The sequence below is a fragment of the Fictibacillus sp. NRS-1165 genome, assembly GCF_050468105.1.
Lineage (GTDB): Bacteria > Bacillota > Bacilli > Bacillales > Fictibacillaceae > Fictibacillus_C > Fictibacillus_C terrinigri.
The window spans coordinates 195,444-213,464 of sequence record NZ_JBDPNU010000026.1 but is presented as its reverse complement, the minus strand read 5'-3'; the positions used below and the strand labels follow the sequence as shown (position 1 = coordinate 213,464).

21 protein-coding genes, 1 tRNA gene and 1 pseudogene are annotated in these 18,021 nt (G+C 43.1%); 20 read left to right on the top strand and 3 right to left on the bottom strand.

The genetic code is table 11. From position 1 onward, the window contains the following. Positions 1–91: 91 nt before the first annotated feature. Positions 92–868, top strand: a complete 777-nt coding sequence (locus tag ABHN01_RS13695) for a class I SAM-dependent methyltransferase (RefSeq protein WP_429876004.1) — start codon at positions 92–94, stop codon at positions 866–868. A 10-nt stretch (positions 869–878) separates the two neighbouring features. Next, complete coding sequence (locus ABHN01_RS13690) at positions 879–1,163, top strand: hypothetical protein (protein ID WP_429876003.1); 285 nt, start codon at positions 879–881, stop codon at positions 1,161–1,163. A 29-nt stretch (positions 1,164–1,192) separates the two neighbouring features. On the opposite strand, the gene ABHN01_RS13685 is transcribed toward ABHN01_RS13690, so the two are convergent. Further along, on the bottom strand, positions 1,193–1,468 hold the full coding sequence (locus ABHN01_RS13685) for a YciI family protein (RefSeq protein ID WP_429876002.1): 276 nt from the start codon (positions 1,466–1,468) through the stop codon (positions 1,193–1,195). A gap of 151 nt (positions 1,469–1,619) precedes the next feature. Here ABHN01_RS13685 and ABHN01_RS13680 point away from each other — a divergent pair, with 151 nt between their 5' ends. Together ABHN01_RS13680 and ABHN01_RS13675 are read left to right on the top strand one after the other, a co-directional pair. Next, the gene (locus ABHN01_RS13680) at positions 1,620–2,429 is read left to right on the top strand and encodes a vanadium-dependent haloperoxidase (protein ID WP_429876001.1); all 810 of its coding nucleotides are present in this window, start codon (positions 1,620–1,622) and stop codon (positions 2,427–2,429) included. 143 nt (positions 2,430–2,572) lie between these two features. Further along, positions 2,573–3,613 (top strand): threonine aldolase family protein, encoded by a 1,041-nt coding sequence (locus ABHN01_RS13675; protein WP_429876000.1) that lies wholly within the window; start codon positions 2,573–2,575, stop codon positions 3,611–3,613. Positions 3,614–3,669: 56 nt separating this feature from the next. Here the strand turns inward: ABHN01_RS13675 and ABHN01_RS13670 are convergent, their stop codons facing one another. Beyond that, positions 3,670–5,136 carry an amidase family protein gene (locus tag ABHN01_RS13670; protein WP_429875999.1) on the bottom strand — a complete coding sequence of 489 codons (1,467 nt, stop codon included), beginning with the start codon at positions 5,134–5,136 and terminating at the stop codon, positions 3,670–3,672. 224 nt (positions 5,137–5,360) lie between these two features. Between ABHN01_RS13670 and ABHN01_RS13665 the strand changes: the two genes are divergently transcribed. From ABHN01_RS13665 to ABHN01_RS13590, 16 genes and pseudogenes are all read left to right on the top strand, one after another. After that, positions 5,361–5,642 (top strand): hypothetical protein, encoded by a 282-nt coding sequence (locus ABHN01_RS13665; protein WP_429875998.1) that lies wholly within the window; start codon positions 5,361–5,363, stop codon positions 5,640–5,642. Positions 5,643–5,750: 108 nt separating this feature from the next. Further along, the gene (locus tag ABHN01_RS13660) at positions 5,751–6,134 is read left to right on the top strand and encodes a DUF2203 domain-containing protein (RefSeq protein ID WP_290399371.1); all 384 of its coding nucleotides are present in this window, start codon (positions 5,751–5,753) and stop codon (positions 6,132–6,134) included. Positions 6,135–6,223: 89 nt separating this feature from the next. Then, positions 6,224–6,298, top strand: a tRNA-Arg gene (locus ABHN01_RS13655). A gap of 91 nt (positions 6,299–6,389) precedes the next feature. Further along, positions 6,390–7,328 (top strand): rhodanese-related sulfurtransferase, encoded by a 939-nt coding sequence (locus ABHN01_RS13650; protein ID WP_429875997.1) that lies wholly within the window; start codon positions 6,390–6,392, stop codon positions 7,326–7,328. A gap of 189 nt (positions 7,329–7,517) precedes the next feature. Continuing rightward, complete coding sequence (locus tag ABHN01_RS13645) at positions 7,518–8,267, top strand: DeoR/GlpR family DNA-binding transcription regulator (RefSeq protein WP_429875996.1); 750 nt, start codon at positions 7,518–7,520, stop codon at positions 8,265–8,267. After that, positions 8,264–9,187: a 1-phosphofructokinase gene (gene pfkB / locus ABHN01_RS13640; RefSeq protein ID WP_429875995.1), complete on the top strand. Its 924-nt coding sequence runs from the start codon at positions 8,264–8,266 to the stop codon at positions 9,185–9,187. Before ABHN01_RS13645 ends, pfkB begins: the two co-directional genes overlap by 4 nt. 2 nt (positions 9,188–9,189) lie before the next feature. Further along, positions 9,190–11,079, top strand: a complete 1,890-nt coding sequence (locus tag ABHN01_RS13635; RefSeq protein ID WP_429875994.1) for a PTS fructose transporter subunit IIABC — start codon at positions 9,190–9,192, stop codon at positions 11,077–11,079. A 95-nt stretch (positions 11,080–11,174) separates the two neighbouring features. After that, positions 11,175–11,486 (top strand): hypothetical protein, encoded by a 312-nt coding sequence (locus ABHN01_RS13630; RefSeq protein ID WP_429875993.1) that lies wholly within the window; start codon positions 11,175–11,177, stop codon positions 11,484–11,486. Beyond that, positions 11,473–11,856: a kinase-associated lipoprotein B gene (locus ABHN01_RS13625; RefSeq protein ID WP_429875992.1), complete on the top strand. Its 384-nt coding sequence runs from the start codon at positions 11,473–11,475 to the stop codon at positions 11,854–11,856. Before ABHN01_RS13630 ends, ABHN01_RS13625 begins: the two co-directional genes overlap by 14 nt. A gap of 96 nt (positions 11,857–11,952) precedes the next feature. Next, positions 11,953–12,780, top strand: a complete 828-nt coding sequence (gene nadE / locus ABHN01_RS13620) for an ammonia-dependent NAD(+) synthetase (protein ID WP_429875991.1) — start codon at positions 11,953–11,955, stop codon at positions 12,778–12,780. A gap of 93 nt (positions 12,781–12,873) precedes the next feature. After that, complete coding sequence (locus ABHN01_RS13615) at positions 12,874–13,128, top strand: hypothetical protein (protein WP_429875990.1); 255 nt, start codon at positions 12,874–12,876, stop codon at positions 13,126–13,128. Positions 13,129–13,305: 177 nt separating this feature from the next. Beyond that, positions 13,306–14,562 (top strand): MFS transporter, encoded by a 1,257-nt coding sequence (locus tag ABHN01_RS13610; protein WP_429875989.1) that lies wholly within the window; start codon positions 13,306–13,308, stop codon positions 14,560–14,562. Positions 14,563–14,685: 123 nt separating this feature from the next. Then, positions 14,686–15,543: a D-amino-acid transaminase gene (gene dat, locus ABHN01_RS13605; protein ID WP_429875988.1), complete on the top strand. Its 858-nt coding sequence runs from the start codon at positions 14,686–14,688 to the stop codon at positions 15,541–15,543. 11 nt (positions 15,544–15,554) lie between these two features. Beyond that, positions 15,555–16,127: a DUF502 domain-containing protein gene (locus ABHN01_RS13600; RefSeq protein ID WP_429875987.1), complete on the top strand. Its 573-nt coding sequence runs from the start codon at positions 15,555–15,557 to the stop codon at positions 16,125–16,127. A gap of 106 nt (positions 16,128–16,233) precedes the next feature. Beyond that, the gene (locus ABHN01_RS13595; protein ID WP_429875986.1) at positions 16,234–16,365 is read left to right on the top strand and encodes a hypothetical protein; all 132 of its coding nucleotides are present in this window, start codon (positions 16,234–16,236) and stop codon (positions 16,363–16,365) included. Positions 16,366–16,557: 192 nt separating this feature from the next. After that, positions 16,558–17,435: pseudogene (locus tag ABHN01_RS13590) on the top strand (DUF2515 family protein). A gap of 50 nt (positions 17,436–17,485) precedes the next feature. On the opposite strand, the gene ABHN01_RS13585 reads toward ABHN01_RS13590, so the two are convergent. Then, the gene (locus ABHN01_RS13585) at positions 17,486–18,010 is read right to left on the bottom strand and encodes a hypothetical protein (protein ID WP_429875985.1); all 525 of its coding nucleotides are present in this window, start codon (positions 18,008–18,010) and stop codon (positions 17,486–17,488) included. Positions 18,011–18,021: the final 11 nt, after the last annotated feature.

Below are 18,021 nucleotides of genomic sequence, written 5' to 3'. Positions count from 1 at the left end.
TCGATCATGCCAGACCAGTAGAATATTGCCCTATGCTGATAAATGTGATATAGATGATAAGATTAAATAAAAAGTAACAGGTGAAACGGATATGATCGTAACTACAGCTGGAAAATTTAATGAGCAACTGATTGAAAAGGCCGAAAAGATCAGCCGAATGGTGAACGGACGGCTGGTTTCAAGAAAAAACCAATCTATATCTTCCTTACATACCCAATTTAATGATCATATATTAATGGTAGGAAAAGAAAAATTAACGCTGCATCCATTGGGTCAATCAGAGCCGCTTTTTTTTCATCCCAATTCTTCTATGTTTCGGGTAAAACAAATCCTGCGGGGTGAAGCGGATCCTTTACTTTCAGCAGCTGCACTTGATAAAGGAATGACGTTGCTGGACTGTACAGCAGGACTGGCTTCGGATGCCATTGTTTGCAGTTTGGCTGTTGGCAGCGAGGGAAAGATCGTTGGTATCGAAAAGAACCGCTATATTGCTTTTTTGGTCGAAAGCGGCCTTTGCACATGGGAAAGCGGCTTGCCGGAAATGGATGCCGCGATGCGCCGGATTACCATTCTGAATGAAGATCATTTTTCCTATTTGAAAAAGCTGCCTGACAATTCTTTTGATGTCGTGTATTTTGATCCGATGTTCGAGGAGTCCATCGACTCACCGGGCCTGAAAGGCTTAAAAGGTATGGCTTCCTATGTGCCAATGACTGAAGAAACGATAAAGGAAGCCAAACGTGTGGCAACGAAAAGAATTGTATTAAAGGACCATTTTAGGAGCTCCAGGTTTGAGGAGTTTGGATTTACAGTAATAAAGCGCCCGTCATCCAAATTTCATTATGCAGTTATTGAACTGGCTGAATAAGGAGATTCCTATGTTAACTGGACTACTTTTGCTTCTCTTAGCAGGTGCTGGGATTGCAGGGTGCATTAAAAAACATATTTTTAGAATAAAAGATCCTGATCTGCAGGCCAATTTGAAACAATTAAAAGAGCAGGTATGGTATCAGGAATTGGCTGAAGATCCCAGGTCTTCCTGGTTATTGGCTTCTTTTGAAGAGAACGGTCCTCTAAAGGATGTTTATTATGTAAAGCAGCTGCTGGAAAATGACGGTTCCAAGGATGGCTTCATCCGCTATATACGTGAAAAAACCCAGTAAACCGCCGTTTACTGGGTTTCTCGTATCCATCATCCGGACAGGACGTCTGTATTCATCGCCCATTCATTAATAACAAAATCTCTTGCCCCTGACGTTACGTAGGGGTCCTTCTTGGCTAGTGAAGTCGCTTCTTCCAGGTCCTTCGCTTTATAAATAACCAGTCCGCCCGATCCGTCTGTGAATCGCCCATATGTAAAGATGTTCCCTTGATCTGCTAATGCAGACAAGTAATTCAGATGTTCCTCCCGATAAACTTGGCTTTTCTCTTCATCCAGAATCGGAAGACGTACTGCATAATAATTCATTTTCCAACCTCCTAGTATTCTTATTCTCTCTTATTATGTAAGGAAACCCTAAAAAAGAAAAGTCATTGATTCTGAAAATTCCGAGAAATATTTTTCATTTCTTCCATATGTTTAACGTATAGAACTAATTTTAACACCTATGGAGGAATGTATGGCTAAACACAGATTGTATCCATCCTGGACATCACATGTTCAAACGAAATCGGTAACTGCAGGCGTTGAAGCGACGGCTGGGAATTGGCCGACCCATTTCTTAAAAAGAAATAGAAGGGGAGAGTTTACCGATTTTAAGGGAGAAGTAATTGAATGGAAGGTCAAAGACCCATCAGAAATTGATTTTTCCGGAAAAGAGTTAGCCATCGTCAGATCAGCATTGAATAACCTGACAGCCAAGCAAGAGAAAATAGCAAAATATTATGCGGGGCTTCCAACAACCAATTGGTCTCTCATCGCCGGAAAACTGATCGAAGCGTATCACCTGTCGCCTCCGCTCGCTGCAAGATTGCTGTCTGTGTTGCAGCAGGGCATTTCCGATACCCTTTGTGCTGTGTGGCATTTTAAATATGTCTGGGATGTGGCAAGACCCGTACAGTTGGATCCGGCATTACAAACCGTGATCAACACTCCAAGCTATCCTGCATATGTTTCTGGTCATGCAGCAGTTGCGGGTTGTGCAAAAACAATACTTTCTCATTTCTTTCCTCATGAAAAAGAGAAATTGCAGCAAATAGCCGAAGAGGAGGCGGCTTCCCGATTATGGGCTGGTGTTCATTTCCGCATAGACACTGTTGAAGGGATCAGGATAGGTACGCAAATTGGAAGCCTTGCAGTCTTTTCCTTGAATTATCAGAAAATCATGCTTGAGGTGCAAAAGACGAACAGACACGCGGACCTCTCCGCCAATTATGCAATACCTATGGATGATGTAAAGCCCCGAGCATTGGTCGCAGACCGCCGCTAACATTAACCGAAACCTAAGATCTTGGAGAAATTGTCTAGCTCCAGCGCTTGTCGAACTTTAACAGGGCGCTTGAGCTTTTCTTATTAATTGTCAGATAATTGTGTTACTATAGATAAAAAAACAAAAAGATGTGAGGGCTGTCCATGATTGATCTGAGAAGCGATACGGTAACAAAACCGACGGAAGAGATGCGCAGGGCGATGTATGAAGCAGAGGTAGGGGACGATGTGTATGGCGAAGACCCTTCGATTAATGAATTAGAAGAGACGGCCGCTGAAATTCTTGGAAAGGAAAATGCCTTGTTTGTTACGAGCGGCACCCAAGGAAATCAAGTTGCCATTCTTACCCATTCGGTTTCAGGAAGTGAAGTCATTATGGAAGCCGACTCACACATTTTTATGTATGAAGCGGCTGCAGCTTCTGCCTTTGCCGGAGTACAGCCAAGGGCAGTTAAAGGCGTCAGGGGAACCATACAAACCGAAGATTTATTGCACGCGATCAGAGGTGAAGACATCCATCATCCTGAGACAAGCCTTGTTTGCCTTGAGAACACCCATAATCGGGCTGGAGGAGCGGTTACGTCCCCAAAAGATATGGCTGCTCTTTATAGAATATGCCGTCACCATGAAATACCTGTCCACCTTGACGGGGCCAGACTTTTTAATGCGGCTGCATCCATCGGTGTACCGGTTAAGGATCTCTCAATCTATAGTGATACCGTGCAAATCTGTTTATCGAAAGGCCTGGGTGCCCCGGCCGGGTCGATATTGGCAGGTCCTGCTTCGTTTATTCAGCATGCCAGGAAGTGGAGAAAACGTCTTGGCGGAGGGCTTCGACAAGGCGGTGTACTGGCTGCTCCCGGAATGATTGCTTTGAAGAAGATGGCTGACCGTCTTCATGAGGACCACGAAAAAGCAAAAAGGCTGGCGCAGCACCTGGGGGAACAGCCCTCCCTTTTTATTGAAAACAGGGTAGAGACGAACATTGTCCTTGTGAATATAGGGCAAACTGGTTTTTCGGCCAGTCATTTTCTCCAGCTGCTGAAAGAAGAAGGGGTGCTTGCTGTTGCGTTCGGTCCGCAAACGATCCGTTTTACTACCCATTATGATGTATCCCTTAAAGAGATTGGTCAGGCCATTGATAAGATTTCAAAAGTTGTATCCGCTAGGGTAATTCTTCACTAATCCTGTAATCTCGAAAAAAAACCAATCCTGCATGGCCAGCAGGATTGGTTTTTTCCTTATAGTTTTGGAGGTACTCTGTGAAGGGTGGCCTGTTCAAAGGAATAGGCGAACCTGATTAAGTCCGGTTCTTTAAAGGCGGAAGATGTAAATACGATGCCAAACGGCCTGCCATCGCTGTCATAGCCTGCCGGTACACTGATCGATGGGTAACCTGCTTTCGCTGAAAACCCATAGCCAGTTTCCCCAGGGTAAAGGAGGGCGTCCAGCTGAGATTCTTTCATTGCCCTGTCGATTCCCAGCGCTTTTGATTTTTGAAGGTCGTTCAGCCTGCTGTCCAAGTATTGCGGTTCCGTTAATGTACCCGATGTTTTTTCGCTTTGCTCCAAAAGAACCTGCCCATGCTGAAGGCAATCGGCCGAGTGATCTTTATTAAAGGCAATGATATCTTGTAAGGAAGTAATGGAAGCCAGACTCGTATGCTGCTTTAAATAGTGGTTAATCCCTGATTTGAACTCGTATATAAGTACGTTATAATCCCAAACCTCAGTTTCCAGAGGAGTTACGGAGTCCAGGAGGATAACCTGTCCTCCCTGCTGTTTAATGGTTTCGATGGCATGATCAAAACGCTCTTTTTCAGATGGAGTGAGATCTTTCGTACAATAATCGTAACAAATACCGATCCTCGCTCCGTCCAGCGCTTTGTTTTGAAGATATTTGGTATAGTCCGTTTCAAAGGAGCCGACTGATTTGTTTGTCGCTGAATCACGTTCATCCACTCCCGTTATAGCCCCAAGCAAGATAGCCGCATCCGTTACTGTTCTTGCCATAGGACCGGCTGTGTCCTGGCTTGTGGAAATAGGAATGATTCCAAAACGGGAGAGTAATCCTGTAGTCGGCTTTATGCCTACGATGCCGTTTGCGGAAGCAGGGCACAGGATGGACCCTGATGTTTCTGTTCCGATGGCAGCCACTGCAAAATTGGCAGCGACAGCAGCTCCGGAACCCGAGCTTGAACCGCTGACATCGAATGATCCTGGGCCATACGGATTCAATACTTGTCCGCCACGGGAACTGAACCCATTCGGCATGTTTTCAGTCATGAAGTTTGCCCACTCGGTCATATTCGTTTTACCTAGTATAACAGCCCCGGCTTCCCGAAGTTTTGCTGTTATTCCAGCATCCTCAAGGGCATAGGAATCGGCCAGGGCAAGTGATCCGGCGCTCGTATGCATCGCGTCCCCTGTATTGATATTGTCCTTTAGCAGGACAGGAATGCCGTGGAGAGGTCCTCTTTTGCCTTTTGATAACCGTTCAGCATCCAGTGATTCTGCGATGTGAAGAGCATCAGGATTCATTTCGATCACTGCATTAATTTTCGAACCCAGGAGGTTGTGACGAGAAATTTGTTGAAGATAAAGGCGTACAAGCTGTTCGGATGTCAATTGTTCCCGATCAAATGCATTTTGAATATCTGCAATCGTCGTTTCTTCAAGAACGAATGAAACGTCTTTCACTTCAGTCATAAAAACCCCTGCTTTCTAATTTTGATGATGATAGTAGACCCTATCCTTTTCCGGGCTGCCATTTTTTGATAATTCAATTAAAACAAAAAAGGGTGAGGTTAGCAATCTTCATTCTATTAACTGAGTTTGGTAGGTAAACTAGTTTTATTTTGCATGGACAAGTATATTTCTGAAAATATTGAATAATAATGGTAAAAAGAACGCGAAGGGCAAGGTGAGCGACGATGAAAGGATTTACTAGTCTTACTTTATATAGCAGAAATGCAAAAGACTTTAGTACAGATGATAGAATCATGCTTTTTATCACGAAATTCCATTTAAAAACGAAGAGGGAAAAATGGATGACGCTCAGAAGGCTGCTGATGAAGAAGGCAAGTCCTCTGGTCGCGCATATTTTGATCAGTTCGGAATATCGAAAAGATTTTTCAGAGCTGCTTGAAGATGAAATCATCAGAGATTTTTATTTGGATTTAAAACAGCCTCGAAAACAAGTGGTGCGGGCGTAATCTCCGGATGAATTCCAATTGTTTCCTTGCTGGAGAACATTATTAATGCCAAGCCTCCAAAGTGTTGCTATAATGAAAGTGAACTTTTACACCAGAGGAGTTTTAAGCATGAAATATTTTACTGTTGAAGAAGCGAATCAGCTTTTGCCGGTCATAACACGTGAGTTAGAGGCCCTTCAGCAGCTTCAGCATTCGTTTGTTCAATTTTATGATGAATTAGAAAGATTGCGGCTGTCAGAGAACCCTCCTGATGACGAGTTTTTCACCATCGAAAGCAAGCTGGACTTTATGGAGATTGAAGCTCAATCGTATATCCATAATATTCATTCTTTTGGAGCTGAACTTAAAGACATCCATACCGGTCTTGTCGATTTCCCGGCGATTATCGGTGAGGAGGAAGTACTGCTGTGCTGGCGCCAGGGGGAACCGGCGATTACTCATTACCATGGGAGAGAAGAGAGTTATGATGATCGGAGATCACTGAAAAATTAACGGTAAAAAATCTTTTGAAATTTATTTTTCAAAAAACGCTTGTATTATTCTCGAAAATTGTTTATGATATATCTCGTGACGGTAACCAAGCGCCTATAGTGAAATGGATATCACACGAGATTTCGGCTCTCGTATTCTGGGTTCGAATCCTGGTGGGCGCGCCATTTAAACGTTATAAATACCACGGGGTCATTCCGGTGGTTTTTTATATGCATTTCAAACAAAAAAATTCAACGTTGCAGGTTGGTGATCATAATGTCAAACGAAATGCAAAAGCCTTATCGTATCTTATTGTATTACAAGTATGTCCCTGTAGAGGAACATGAATATTTTGCCCGTAAACACCTAAAGTATTGTAAAGAATTAGGCGTGCTCGGCAGAATTATCGTTGCTCCAGAAGGCATCAATGGAACCATTTCAGGAACAGTTGAACAGACGGAGCAATATATGAGGGATATTAAAAGCGATCCCCGTTTTGCAGACATGGTATTTAAAATTGACGAAGCGGATGGACATGCTTTTAAGAAAATGTTTGTTCGTCCTAAAAAAGAGCTGGTAACCTGGCGATTTGAAGAAGATGTAAACCCGAATGAACTGACAGGCAAGAGGTTAAGCCCCAAAGAATGGATGGAAATGATCCAAAGAGATGATGTTGTCATCGTAGACGGCAGAAATGATTATGAATATGAGATCGGTCATTTCAAAAACGCCATCCGCCCCGATGTCAAAGCATCCCGTGATTTTCCGAAGTGGGTTCGAGAAAATCTCCACCAGTTTAAAGATAAAAAAGTACTCACATACTGCACAGGCGGTATCCGCTGTGAGAAGTTCTCAGGATTCCTTTTGAAGGAAGGATTTGAAGATGTATATCAGCTTCACGGGGGAATAACGACATACGGAAAGGACGAAGAAACAAAAGGCCGTTTCTGGGACGGTAAAATGTATGTCTTCGATGAACGAATTTCCGTACCTGTCAACCGTACAGAGGAAGATGTCGTTATCGCTAAATGCTACTATTGCGGTAAAACAGAAGACCGTTATGTGAACTGTGCCAATCCGGATTGCAATAGACAGCATGTTTGCTGTGAAGAATGTGAGACCAAATATAAACGATCTTGTTCGGTTGAATGCCGTGAGCATCCAGAAAACCGTTATGAGATCGAAAATCAAATGCAAGAATCAAAAGTTCAATAAAGAAACCAAAGGCAATCAGCTATCGCTGGCTGCCTTTTTCATTCAAAATCTTTCATCCTGGTTTTGAACGATAATGACAGAAAATTATGGGTAATGAAGGTTTTTAAATGTTTTTGAAGGTTTATGAAAGCTTTTGATTGATTTTTGAAAGGGCTTACTTTATAATCGGTCTTATGAAGGAGGGCTGGTATGTTATTTACATTGCGGCAGGAAATCATTCTTTCACTTATTGAAAAACAAAAAGTGGTTTCATTAGAAGAACTTGTTCAGGAAACCGGTTCCTCTGAGTCAACCATTCGCAGGGATTTGGACAGACTTGAAAAAGCAAAGAAACTTAAACGCATACATGGTGGGGCGTCGAGAATAGAAGAAAAATCCGAAGAGCCCTCAATCGAAGAGAAAACGCTCAGGAACATGGAAGAAAAGCAAGCCATTGCCCAATATGCAGCTTCCATTATCGATGAACATGAATGTATTTATTTAGACGCAGGGACAACGACACTGCAGATGATCCCGCATTTAAAGCAATCTCAACTTATTGTGGTGACGAATGGCATTCAACTCGTTGGTCCGCTTGTTGAAAAAGGGATACAGACGTACCTCCTGGGAGGGCTCATCAAATCTAAAACCGGTGCCATGATTGGAAGCGGAGCCATAAAAAGCCTTGAACATTACAGGTTTGATAAATGCTTTATCGGCATAAACGGAATCCACGAAGAGTGGGGTTATACGACCCCGGATCCCGAGGAATCGATATTAAAGCAGAAGGTGCTCGAATTATCTCAGGAAGGATTTGTGGTGGCAGATCCTTCGAAATTTGGGAAGAGCACGTTTGCCAAAGTGGCATCACTGCAGGAAGCGTCCATCATCACAGTGAAAAGCAATATTCAACTGACATCTTATGAAAAGAAGACGATCGTAAAGGCGGTGGAATTTTGATTTATACAGTTACTTTAAATCCATCCATTGATTATTTTGTTACAGTCAATCAATTAGTAGAGGGCTCCATCAACCTGGCAGCCGAACAGAATATTGTTGCAGGCGGAAAAGGAATCAACGTGTCAAAAGTATTAAAAAACCTCGGTGTTGAGAGTATTGCCACAGGTTTTATCGGAGGCTTTACCGGTGATTTCATCGAGCGATCTCTTCATGCTTTGAACATAGCGACCCGTTTTGTCAGGGTGGAGGATAACACCAGAATCAATGTTAAATTGAATACAGGAAAAGAAACAGAGATTAACGGTATTTCTCCTGGCCTTAAGGAATCCGACCTATGCCAACTGGAAGAGAACTTGCTTTCTCAATTAAATCCGTCAGATTATGTTGTCCTAGCGGGAAGTCTGCCAGCCAGTTTACCTGATGGGTTTTATGGTCAACTCATATCAAGATTACGTGCTAAAGGTGCACATGTCATTTTGGATACAAAGGGTACACCGCTACAGAAAGCGTTAAGGCATCAGCCTTTTTTGATCAAACCGAATCATCATGAACTCGGAGAACTTGTTGGAGCGGCTATTGAAACACCGGAAGAAGCGGTCATTTATGGCCGGAAGCTGATCCATGAGGGAGCTGAAAACGTATTAGTCTCAATGGCAGGGCAGGGCGCTGTATTTATTTCAAAGACCATAGCTGCTTACGCTAACGTTCCCGCCGGTACTGTTAAAAATTCTGTCGGAGCAGGAGATTCCGTGGTTGCCGGATTTTTGGCCCATTACACACGCAGCAGAAAGCTGTTGGAAGCCTTTAAATTTGGGGTCACAGCAGGCAGCACGTCCGCGTTTTCAACTGGATTTTGTACCATTACAGAAATAGAGAAGTATTTGCCTGAAGTGCATGTACAAGCAATAAAGGGGGAGTAAGGATGAAAATCACAGAATTGATTACAAAAGAAACGATCAAACTTCATCTCGAATCAAAGAAAAAAGCCGATGTGATCGATGAACTCGTTCAGAAGCTGGATGAAGCGGGCAAATTGAACAGCAAGGAAGATTATAAAGAAGCCATTATGGCCAGAGAATCACAAAGCACAACAGGCATAGGAGAAGGCATCGCTATTCCCCATGCGAAGACAGCTGCAGTTAAAACCCCTGCCATTGCGTTTGGAAGAAGTGTGGATGGGCTTGATTACGACTCTCTGGATGGCCAGCCCTCCAAGCTCTTCTTTATGATTGCTGCGAGTGAAGGTGCTAACAATGAGCATTTGGAAACATTATCAAAGCTGTCGACTTTTTTGATGGATACAGCGTTCCGCGAAGGCCTCCTTCGTGCTGCGGATGAAGATGAAATCCTTGCGATGATCAATGCGAAGGAAGAGGCTGAGGCAGAAGAAGACGAGGAAAAATTCCCGGTTGAAACAGAACAAGACCAGCCTCTCATTCTGGCAGTCACCGCCTGCCCGACAGGAATTGCCCATACGTATATGGCCGCAGATTCTTTAAAGGCAAAAGCTGCAGAAATGGGTATGAAGCTCAAAGTGGAAACCAATGGTTCCAGCGGTGTGAAGAACAGGTTAACATCATCTGAAATTGAAAAGGCGACAGCGATCATCGTGGCTGCAGATAAACAGGTGGAAATGGACCGGTTCAGCGGAAAAACAGTGATTCAGGTTCCAGTTGCGCAAGCCATCAGAAACCCCGAAAGACTTCTTACCGATGCCGCGGCTAAAAAAGGAACCGTTTACAGCCATGGGAGCAAATCTTCAAATTCTGAAAGTAAGGAGAATGCAAAGCAGAAATCAGCGTTATACCGCCATCTCATGAATGGGGTTTCCAACATGCTTCCATTCGTCGTCGGCGGCGGTATCCTCATCGCCATCTCATTTATGTTCGGCATCCATTCTGCTGATCCTAAAGATCCTTCTTACAACCAATTTGCTGCTGCTCTGGATACCATTGGAGGGAAAACGGCATTTGCACTGATGGTAGCAGTGCTTGCGGGTTTCATTGCAAGAAGTATTGCTGACAGTCCTGGATTTGCTCCGGGAATGGTCGGAGGGTTCTTGGCATCGACCGGCCAAAGCGGATTTTTAGGAGGTCTCATCGCAGGGTTTCTGGCAGGGTACATCGTCCTCGCATTGAAAAAACTGCTGGCATGGCTGCCTTCCTCACTTGAAGGCGTTAAACCTGTGCTCCTTTATCCTGTTTTCGGAATCCTATTTACAGGGCTCATTATGATTTTTGTCATTAATGGCCCGGTACACGCATTAAATGTTGCGCTTTCTGACTGGCTCCAAGGATTAGGGAAAGGAAATGCGATTTTAGTGGGCTTATTGCTCGGTGGAATGATGGCTATTGATATGGGCGGGCCGGTCAATAAAGCAGCCTTTACGTTTGGTATAGCGATGATTGATGCGGGTAACTTCGCTCCTCATGCCGCAATTATGGCAGGAGGTATGGTTCCGCCGCTCGGACTAGCCATTGCAACCACCATCTTTAAAACCAAGTTTACGAAGCAGGAAAGGGAAGCCGGAAAAACCTGTTATGTAATGGGTCTATCTTTCATAACAGAAGGTGCCATTCCTTTTGCTGCCGCTGACCCAGGGCGTGTCATCCCATCCATCGTTGCCGGTTCTGCAACAGCCGGAGCACTGACCATGCTGTTCGGCATCGGCCTGCGGGCCCCCCATGGAGGAGTATTCGTTATTCCATTTGTTCAGGGAAATCCTCTCCTTTACGGATTAGCCATCGTAATTGGAGCCATTGTCACAGCATTACTTGTTGGGTTCTGGAAAAAACCTGTTCAGCAGCAGTAAGAGAAGGAAGCCGTCCAGCTTTAAAAGGATGGCTTTTTTCTTTTTTTCGAAGTGATGCTATGATAGGGAAGAGGATGTAACAAGGAGTGGTTATGATGGATCCTAAAGAGATCGAGCACAAAATTATCCAAAATTATAAACAAGATGAAGGAATGATGATTCTTGTATTTGCCCAATGGTGCATCAATCATGATATTGATCCGAAAGAGCTCTACTTCCGGGCATACCCTGGTCAGGCTGAAAATGAATTGTTAAATCATATGCTTGAACAAACGGTTCCTAAACAGGAATCAGAAGAAATTCCAGATTCCACCGTTCTTGGAGTATTATCGCTGTTCGGTAATGAAGATCTGGCATTTGAGGTTTCAAATGAAATGGAGAGGAGAGCAAAACATGGAACAGATTGAATCGGGAATGAAAGTGACGGCTCTTTATAAAACAGGAAAGTACATAGGTCAAGCTGAACAAATAAAAAACGGAAAAGTGCTCGTCAGTATTCTTTCTGTGCTTAAACATCCGAAACAAGGCGATCTCCATAACCCAAACCAATCGGAGGTCCCATTTTTTCATCAGCGAAAAGCATTGGCATTTCATGAAAAGACGTGGGCACCGCTGCACACGGTTAAACCGTATGCAGGAGATATCCCTGACTATTCTGGTTCTTTGAAAGCAGCTTACGAGGACCTCCTCCTCGAGTTAAAAGAAACAGATAACGAGTGGGCTTTAAAATCATTGGAACGATTAGAAAATCTAAAAAAAGAGTACATGATAAAATAACAAGTGTTATAATATGATGTGATAAAACCTGACATAGTTTTGAAGTTATTATAAAGGGTAATATATAGTTATCACTCTGATAAAGGTGGATGCATGATGAATGAGACACAGCAAAAAATTATACAAGACCTAAACGTAAAACCTGAGATTAATCCTCGGGAAGAAATTCAGAGCCGTGTAAGCTTTATGAAGGAATACCTGAAAAGGAACGGTCTTCAAGGTTTTGTTCTTGGCATCAGCGGAGGCCAGGATTCATCACTCGCCGGAAGGCTTGCACAGCTTGCAATCAATGAACTAAGACAAGAAACTAACGATGACAACTATCAATTCATTGCCGTCCGGCTTCCGTATGGAGTACAAAAGGATGAGGAAGATGCCCAGCACGCATTAAAATTTATCCAGCCGGATAAAACGATTACCGTTAATATCAAGGGAGCGGTAGATGCTTCTGCTCAGGCTTTTCAAGAGGCAACAGGACAGAAAATCACTGATTTTCTAAAAGGAAACATAAAAGCGAGAGAACGCATGAAAGTACAATATGATATAGCAGCTTCCAATCGTTCGCTTGTTATCGGTACTGATCACGCAGCTGAAGCCATCACCGGCTTTTTTACCAAGTATGGCGACGGGGCATGTGACCTAGTTCCGCTTACAGGCCTCAGTAAAAGGCAAGGAAAAGAATTATTAAAAGAATTGGGCGCTGAAGAGAGATTGTACATGAAAGTACCTACAGCTGATTTGGAAGATGACAAACCACTGGTGCCTGATGAGACCGCTCTTGGAATCAGCTATGAAGAGTTGGACGACTATTTGGAAGGAAAAGAAGTTTCTTCCGAGGTGAAGGAAAAAATCGAACACAGGTATCAAATCACTGAGCATAAACGCCATTTACCTGCTGCTCCCGGTGATAATTGGTGGAAATAAGCAATCCTAAGGAAAGCAGACAAAAGTCTGCTTTTTTTCATGGAAAAGATGATGTATACTTATTTTGGAATGAATTGAGAAAGGAAGCAAGCTGTGAGCAAAAAAGCAAAAATTGTATTTGTCATCAGTACCATCGTTTTTGTTTTTGTACTCTTTTCCTCGATCCAAAGGGAAAATGAGCGGAAAGACAACCTTAAGGCACTTAACAGCTATTTCAACAAAAAGTTTGAGCTGGATGAAGACTTGAAAAATCAGTACGATAATGAATTTAAAGTAAAAGTCGGTAAAGAGCGGTATATCGTCACGGTGAAGAACAACAAAGTGGTATCATCTAAAAAAGAATCCTAAGAAAGAGGCTTCCTTTAAAAAGGAAGTCTTTTTTTAAGACAATGCAAGTTAGAAAGTTTAGAAAACTTAATGTTTTCCGCCAAAAATATTGACAGTAAATGTTATTTTACATATAGTTAGTAAGCTGATATTCAAACACTTTATTTACTAAACCAATAAAAAGAGAGGAGGGTGAATATGCGTTTTAAAGATTTTCACCCCAATATAAAAATCCGCATCTTTGAATCATTGCTTTCCGGCTCGATCGGTGCAATGATTTATCCTTTTATGGCCATTTATTTAGCAGAGAGAGTGGGAGAATCACTGACTGGTATTTTACTGATCATCAACATAGCCGTTGGGTTTCTCGTTGGTTTTTACGGAGGATATTATGCAGATACGATTGGACGCAAGAAAATCATGGCGATCGCGGAAACATTAAGGTTTATAAGTGTAATCGTTATGGCATTTGCAAACGGACCGTGGATTCATTCTGATTTGGCTGCTGCCTACATAACCATAGCCATGATGACGGTCAACAGCATCTGCTGGGGATTGGCCGGACCTGCAGCCAGTGCGATGCTGATCGATGTGAGCACTCCTGAAAACCGAAAATTTATGTACGGCATCACATATTGGACAAACAATCTTTCCATTGCGCTTGGGGGATTGGCGGGGGGTTATTTATTTAAGGACTATCTTTTCGAATTGCTTGTGGGGCTATCGTTTGTTTCGTTGATTTCCGCTATGCTTGTTATATTTTTTATTCAGGAAACCTATGTCCCTGTAAAAAAGGAAATTAAGAAAAACGTGCTGGCCGATATCCTATCCAGCTATCGATTGGTGTTTAAAGATACAACGTTTATATTATTTATCGTTGCCTATCTTTTGGTCTTGTCTCTTGAATTTCATTTATCAAACTATGTATCTGTCCGTCTGAGCCAGGATATGCCGGCCCAGCAGCTGTTTCACTTCTCAGTGGATGGCTTCAACATGCTGGGGATCTTAAGGACTGAAAACACACTGCTTGTGGTACTGCTTGCGGTTCTGGTCAGCAAACTCGCCGCCAGGTTTAAGGATAAGCGAGTGTTCTTTCTCGGTCTGGGTTTATATGCGGTTGGCTACTTAACCATTTCTTACAGCAGCCATGCTATCCTTCTGCTAACCGTCATGGTCATCGCAACTGTAGGTGAATTAATGTTTGTTCCAATTGAACAGTCCTACTTGGCCGACATTCCTCCAGAAGAACTCCGCAGTTCTTACATGGCCGTAAGCGGAATGGTATATCGGGGAGCAATGGCCATAGCCGCCGTAAGCATCACCCTTGGACATTTTATCCCCCGGATGGGTATGACCCTTATATTTATGGTAATGGCTTGCATCGGAATCACCCTTTTTCTGAAAGTCCTGCCAACGCTTGAGGAAAAACGTTTGAAACAAAAACAAACCGCCTAATCGTTAACCTGAGAAAGACAGACGTTTTCCCCCGGTTTTTTTATGACATTGTCAGGAATCTCTTCTTGAGGGTAGATAAATAGTCCGGTGCTGTCATATAATCGATTACGAGGTGATATCAAAATGGAAACTCAATATGTACTCTATGGAGACAAAATTGTTGAAAGAGAACATGCATCCATAGACTTGGAAGACAGAGGCTATAATTTCGGAGACGGGATTTATGAGGTGGTTTACATTTATGGCGGTAAGCCTTTTTCAATGGAGGAGCATTTCAAGCGTTTTGCTGACAGTGCTGCTAAACTGGAGATGAAACTGCCATATACACTCGAAACAGTAAATGATCTGACGGTTAAGCTGATTGAAGCCAACAAGATTCATAATGGCATAGTATACATACAGATGACAAGAGGAGCATCTCCAAGGAATCATCTATATGACAGGGATTCCGCTTGCTTGATCACCGGCTTTGCCAGAAAAATGGATCCTCCCGTGCAGGCTCAGGAAAACGGGATAAAAACCTATCTTACAGAAGATATCCGCTGGCTCAGATGTGACATAAAGACCCTTAACCTGCTGGGCAACACAATGGCAAAGAGAAAAGCGGCAGACCATGGCTGCCACGAAGCGCTTCAGCATCGGGAAGGAACATGTACAGAGGGTTCCTCTTCCAACTTGTTTATCATTAAAAACGGAACATTGTACACGCATCCGGCCACGAATCTAATTTTAAACGGCATTACCCGACAGCATATCTTGAAGATCGCAAACGAACAAGGGATTGACATTGCCGAGGAAGCATTTTCAACCCGTGATCTCATCCATGCAGATGAAGTGTTCATCTCCAGCACGACAATGGAGATCGCACCCGTCATTGCGGTGACAGGTGATGAGGAAGGAGATTTTCCAATCGGGCCTGTCACGCGTCTTCTTCAGAAAAAATTGAAAGAAAAAATAAAGAAGCCTACCGTTTTAAATTAAGGAGTATGGATTTGAAAGCTATTGCAAAATATTTTATTAATGGAATTTTAACTGCGCTTCCCATCATTCTGGTTTTTTATGTCCTCATTAAGGTGTTTGATTTTTTAGACAGCATTCTTGGCGACACCTTGAAGGACTATATGAAAAACGATTATATTCCGGGAATCGGCATATTAGCGACTGTTGTTCTTTTAACCATTTTAGGCTGGCTGTCGTCGCAATATATCAGCGGCAGGTTTATATCTTTGCTGGATTCTGCCTTGGAAAGAATTCCGCTCGTTAAAACTCTCTATTCTGTCATTAAAGATACCTTTCAGTCACTGCTGGGCGAGAAACGATCGTTTTCCACAGTAGTCTTGGTAGAAATGCCTGCGACCGGTTTAAAAAGCATCGGATTTATTACGACTGAGAATCCGGAAGTCCTTTCTGATCATTTCATGGATCATGTAGCGGTCTATATTCCGCAAACGTTTCAGATCGCCGGTTTTACCTTCTTAGTTCCTCGAAGCAGCATAACCGTATTGGACATTAAGCCCGAGGATGCCATGAAATTCATCCTCTCTGGCGGTGTGGCATCGAAATAGGAACTTATGAATAACCTTTACCTCCGGATCAACTTGACGCAGGTAAAGGTTTATTTTTTCATACTCCCTCATACCTTCTTAATAATATAGATTAAGGAGGCTGTGCTTGGATGAACACACGTTATCGATCCTTTTCAAAGACTGTCATTATTCCCTCCGCCTTCTTTATCCGCACCCTTCGCAAGCTCATTCCATCGAAGAAAAACATATTATGGGCCATACCGGAGCAAGACCGTAAATGGATCAGATCTCGATTGAATCACGAGAGTTCGCAAAGCGGACCCTCTTTTTATTATGGAAGCGAAAAAAGTTTGATCCGCTTTATCAAAGAGAAGACTCAAATACATAACAAAAATAATATTACTCGAACAGAAGCGACTATCACTTCTTTAAAAACCACCGTGAAGTACATTGGGCATTCCTTGCACATATGGTATCGAGGAATGCCTGCTATCATATGACAGATTTAAAAGGAGAATTCTTACCAAGACTCCTCAATGAGGAGCAGCTTTTTCAAATTTATTGGACATTGGAGACAGCGAACAGTTTAATCTTTCAGGATGTCTACCTCAGCTTCTTTTATATGAGGAGAGCAAGAGGAGAAGAAGCAGTTTATTTCACTTGCTGAAAGGATTGGAGACATCCGTTTTCATGAAACCCGTTTGGGAGCATTTCTGGGAAAAACGAGAGAGCCGCATTCTGACCATGGCTCTCATTATTAATGAGCAGAACTTTATCCAAGACCGGCTTATCCATAATAGCAACTACTCAAAGGCTTTATACAGCATTCCCTTTCAACTTCAAAATCTTCTTCAACTCACTAAAATTCTCTTTCCGGTGCGCCTCAATCAAACAAAACTTGCTGGAATATCAGTTTCAGGCTTCAACGATTTAGCCAGCAGGATCGAAACAGGCAAAAGCCTTTATTTGCAGCTCTTTCATGAGCGACTGCATCCTGGTATTTTAAGATTTGCCGATCAGCAGCCACATACGGGGTCGCGATCCGATTATTGGAGAGAGGTATTTACTCCTGATGCCTCCGCTTATTCCCCGCATTATAACAAGGAAAGGATCGGCTTGTTTAGAATGAAAAAAAAGGCTGTCCGGCTTTACAGTCCAAGACTGATGGGCTGCTGGGGGGCATTCCATTCAGATGTTCCGGAGCAAGGCGATTGGCACGATGGTATAACGCTGCCTGATTCTTTTCGTTTCTTACTAAACAGCAATCCTTTATTCATAGAAAGAGAACATTGGACCGATCTTCATCATTTGGAAGGGGCAGTGCTTGCCAAACAACTTTTTTTCTGAAAATGAAAAAAAGAGAGCTCAGTAAAGCAAGAGCTCTCTTTGTACCATGGTTATTTAAAGATAGAAATGATAGAACCTAACTGCTGCATCATACCCATAGCCGAGTTGATCCCACTAATTGTTTTGCCCCAGTTGAACGTACTGCCCTGATTGCCTTGAAAAGGCTGCTGGTTAAAGGGGAATTGCTGCCCGCCGGGAAAGCCGCCGGGGCCGAATGGAAAACCGTTTTGCAGATTCGGGAACATTCCATTGCCTGCCTGATTATTTTTTTGCTTATTAAATTTACCGTTTCCCTTAGCTCCTAAATAAGGATTAAAGGGATACGGCGGGCGGGGAGGGAACATAGAGTGGTTCATAAAAGGACCCGGCGGGGGAGGATACGCTGCGAAATAAGGGTTCGGGTTTGCTGCTCCAGCTTGCTGGTTCCCTGATGGGGGAGAAGAAGGAAGCGGGGGACGCGGAGGAGAATGTTCAATCATTTCCGGATGATGCGAGACGGATTCTTTATGAAACGGATCATAGCCTCCGTACGGAAAATAACGCAATGAACCATTATTCTTCCTTGTGTTATACAAATTTTTCACCT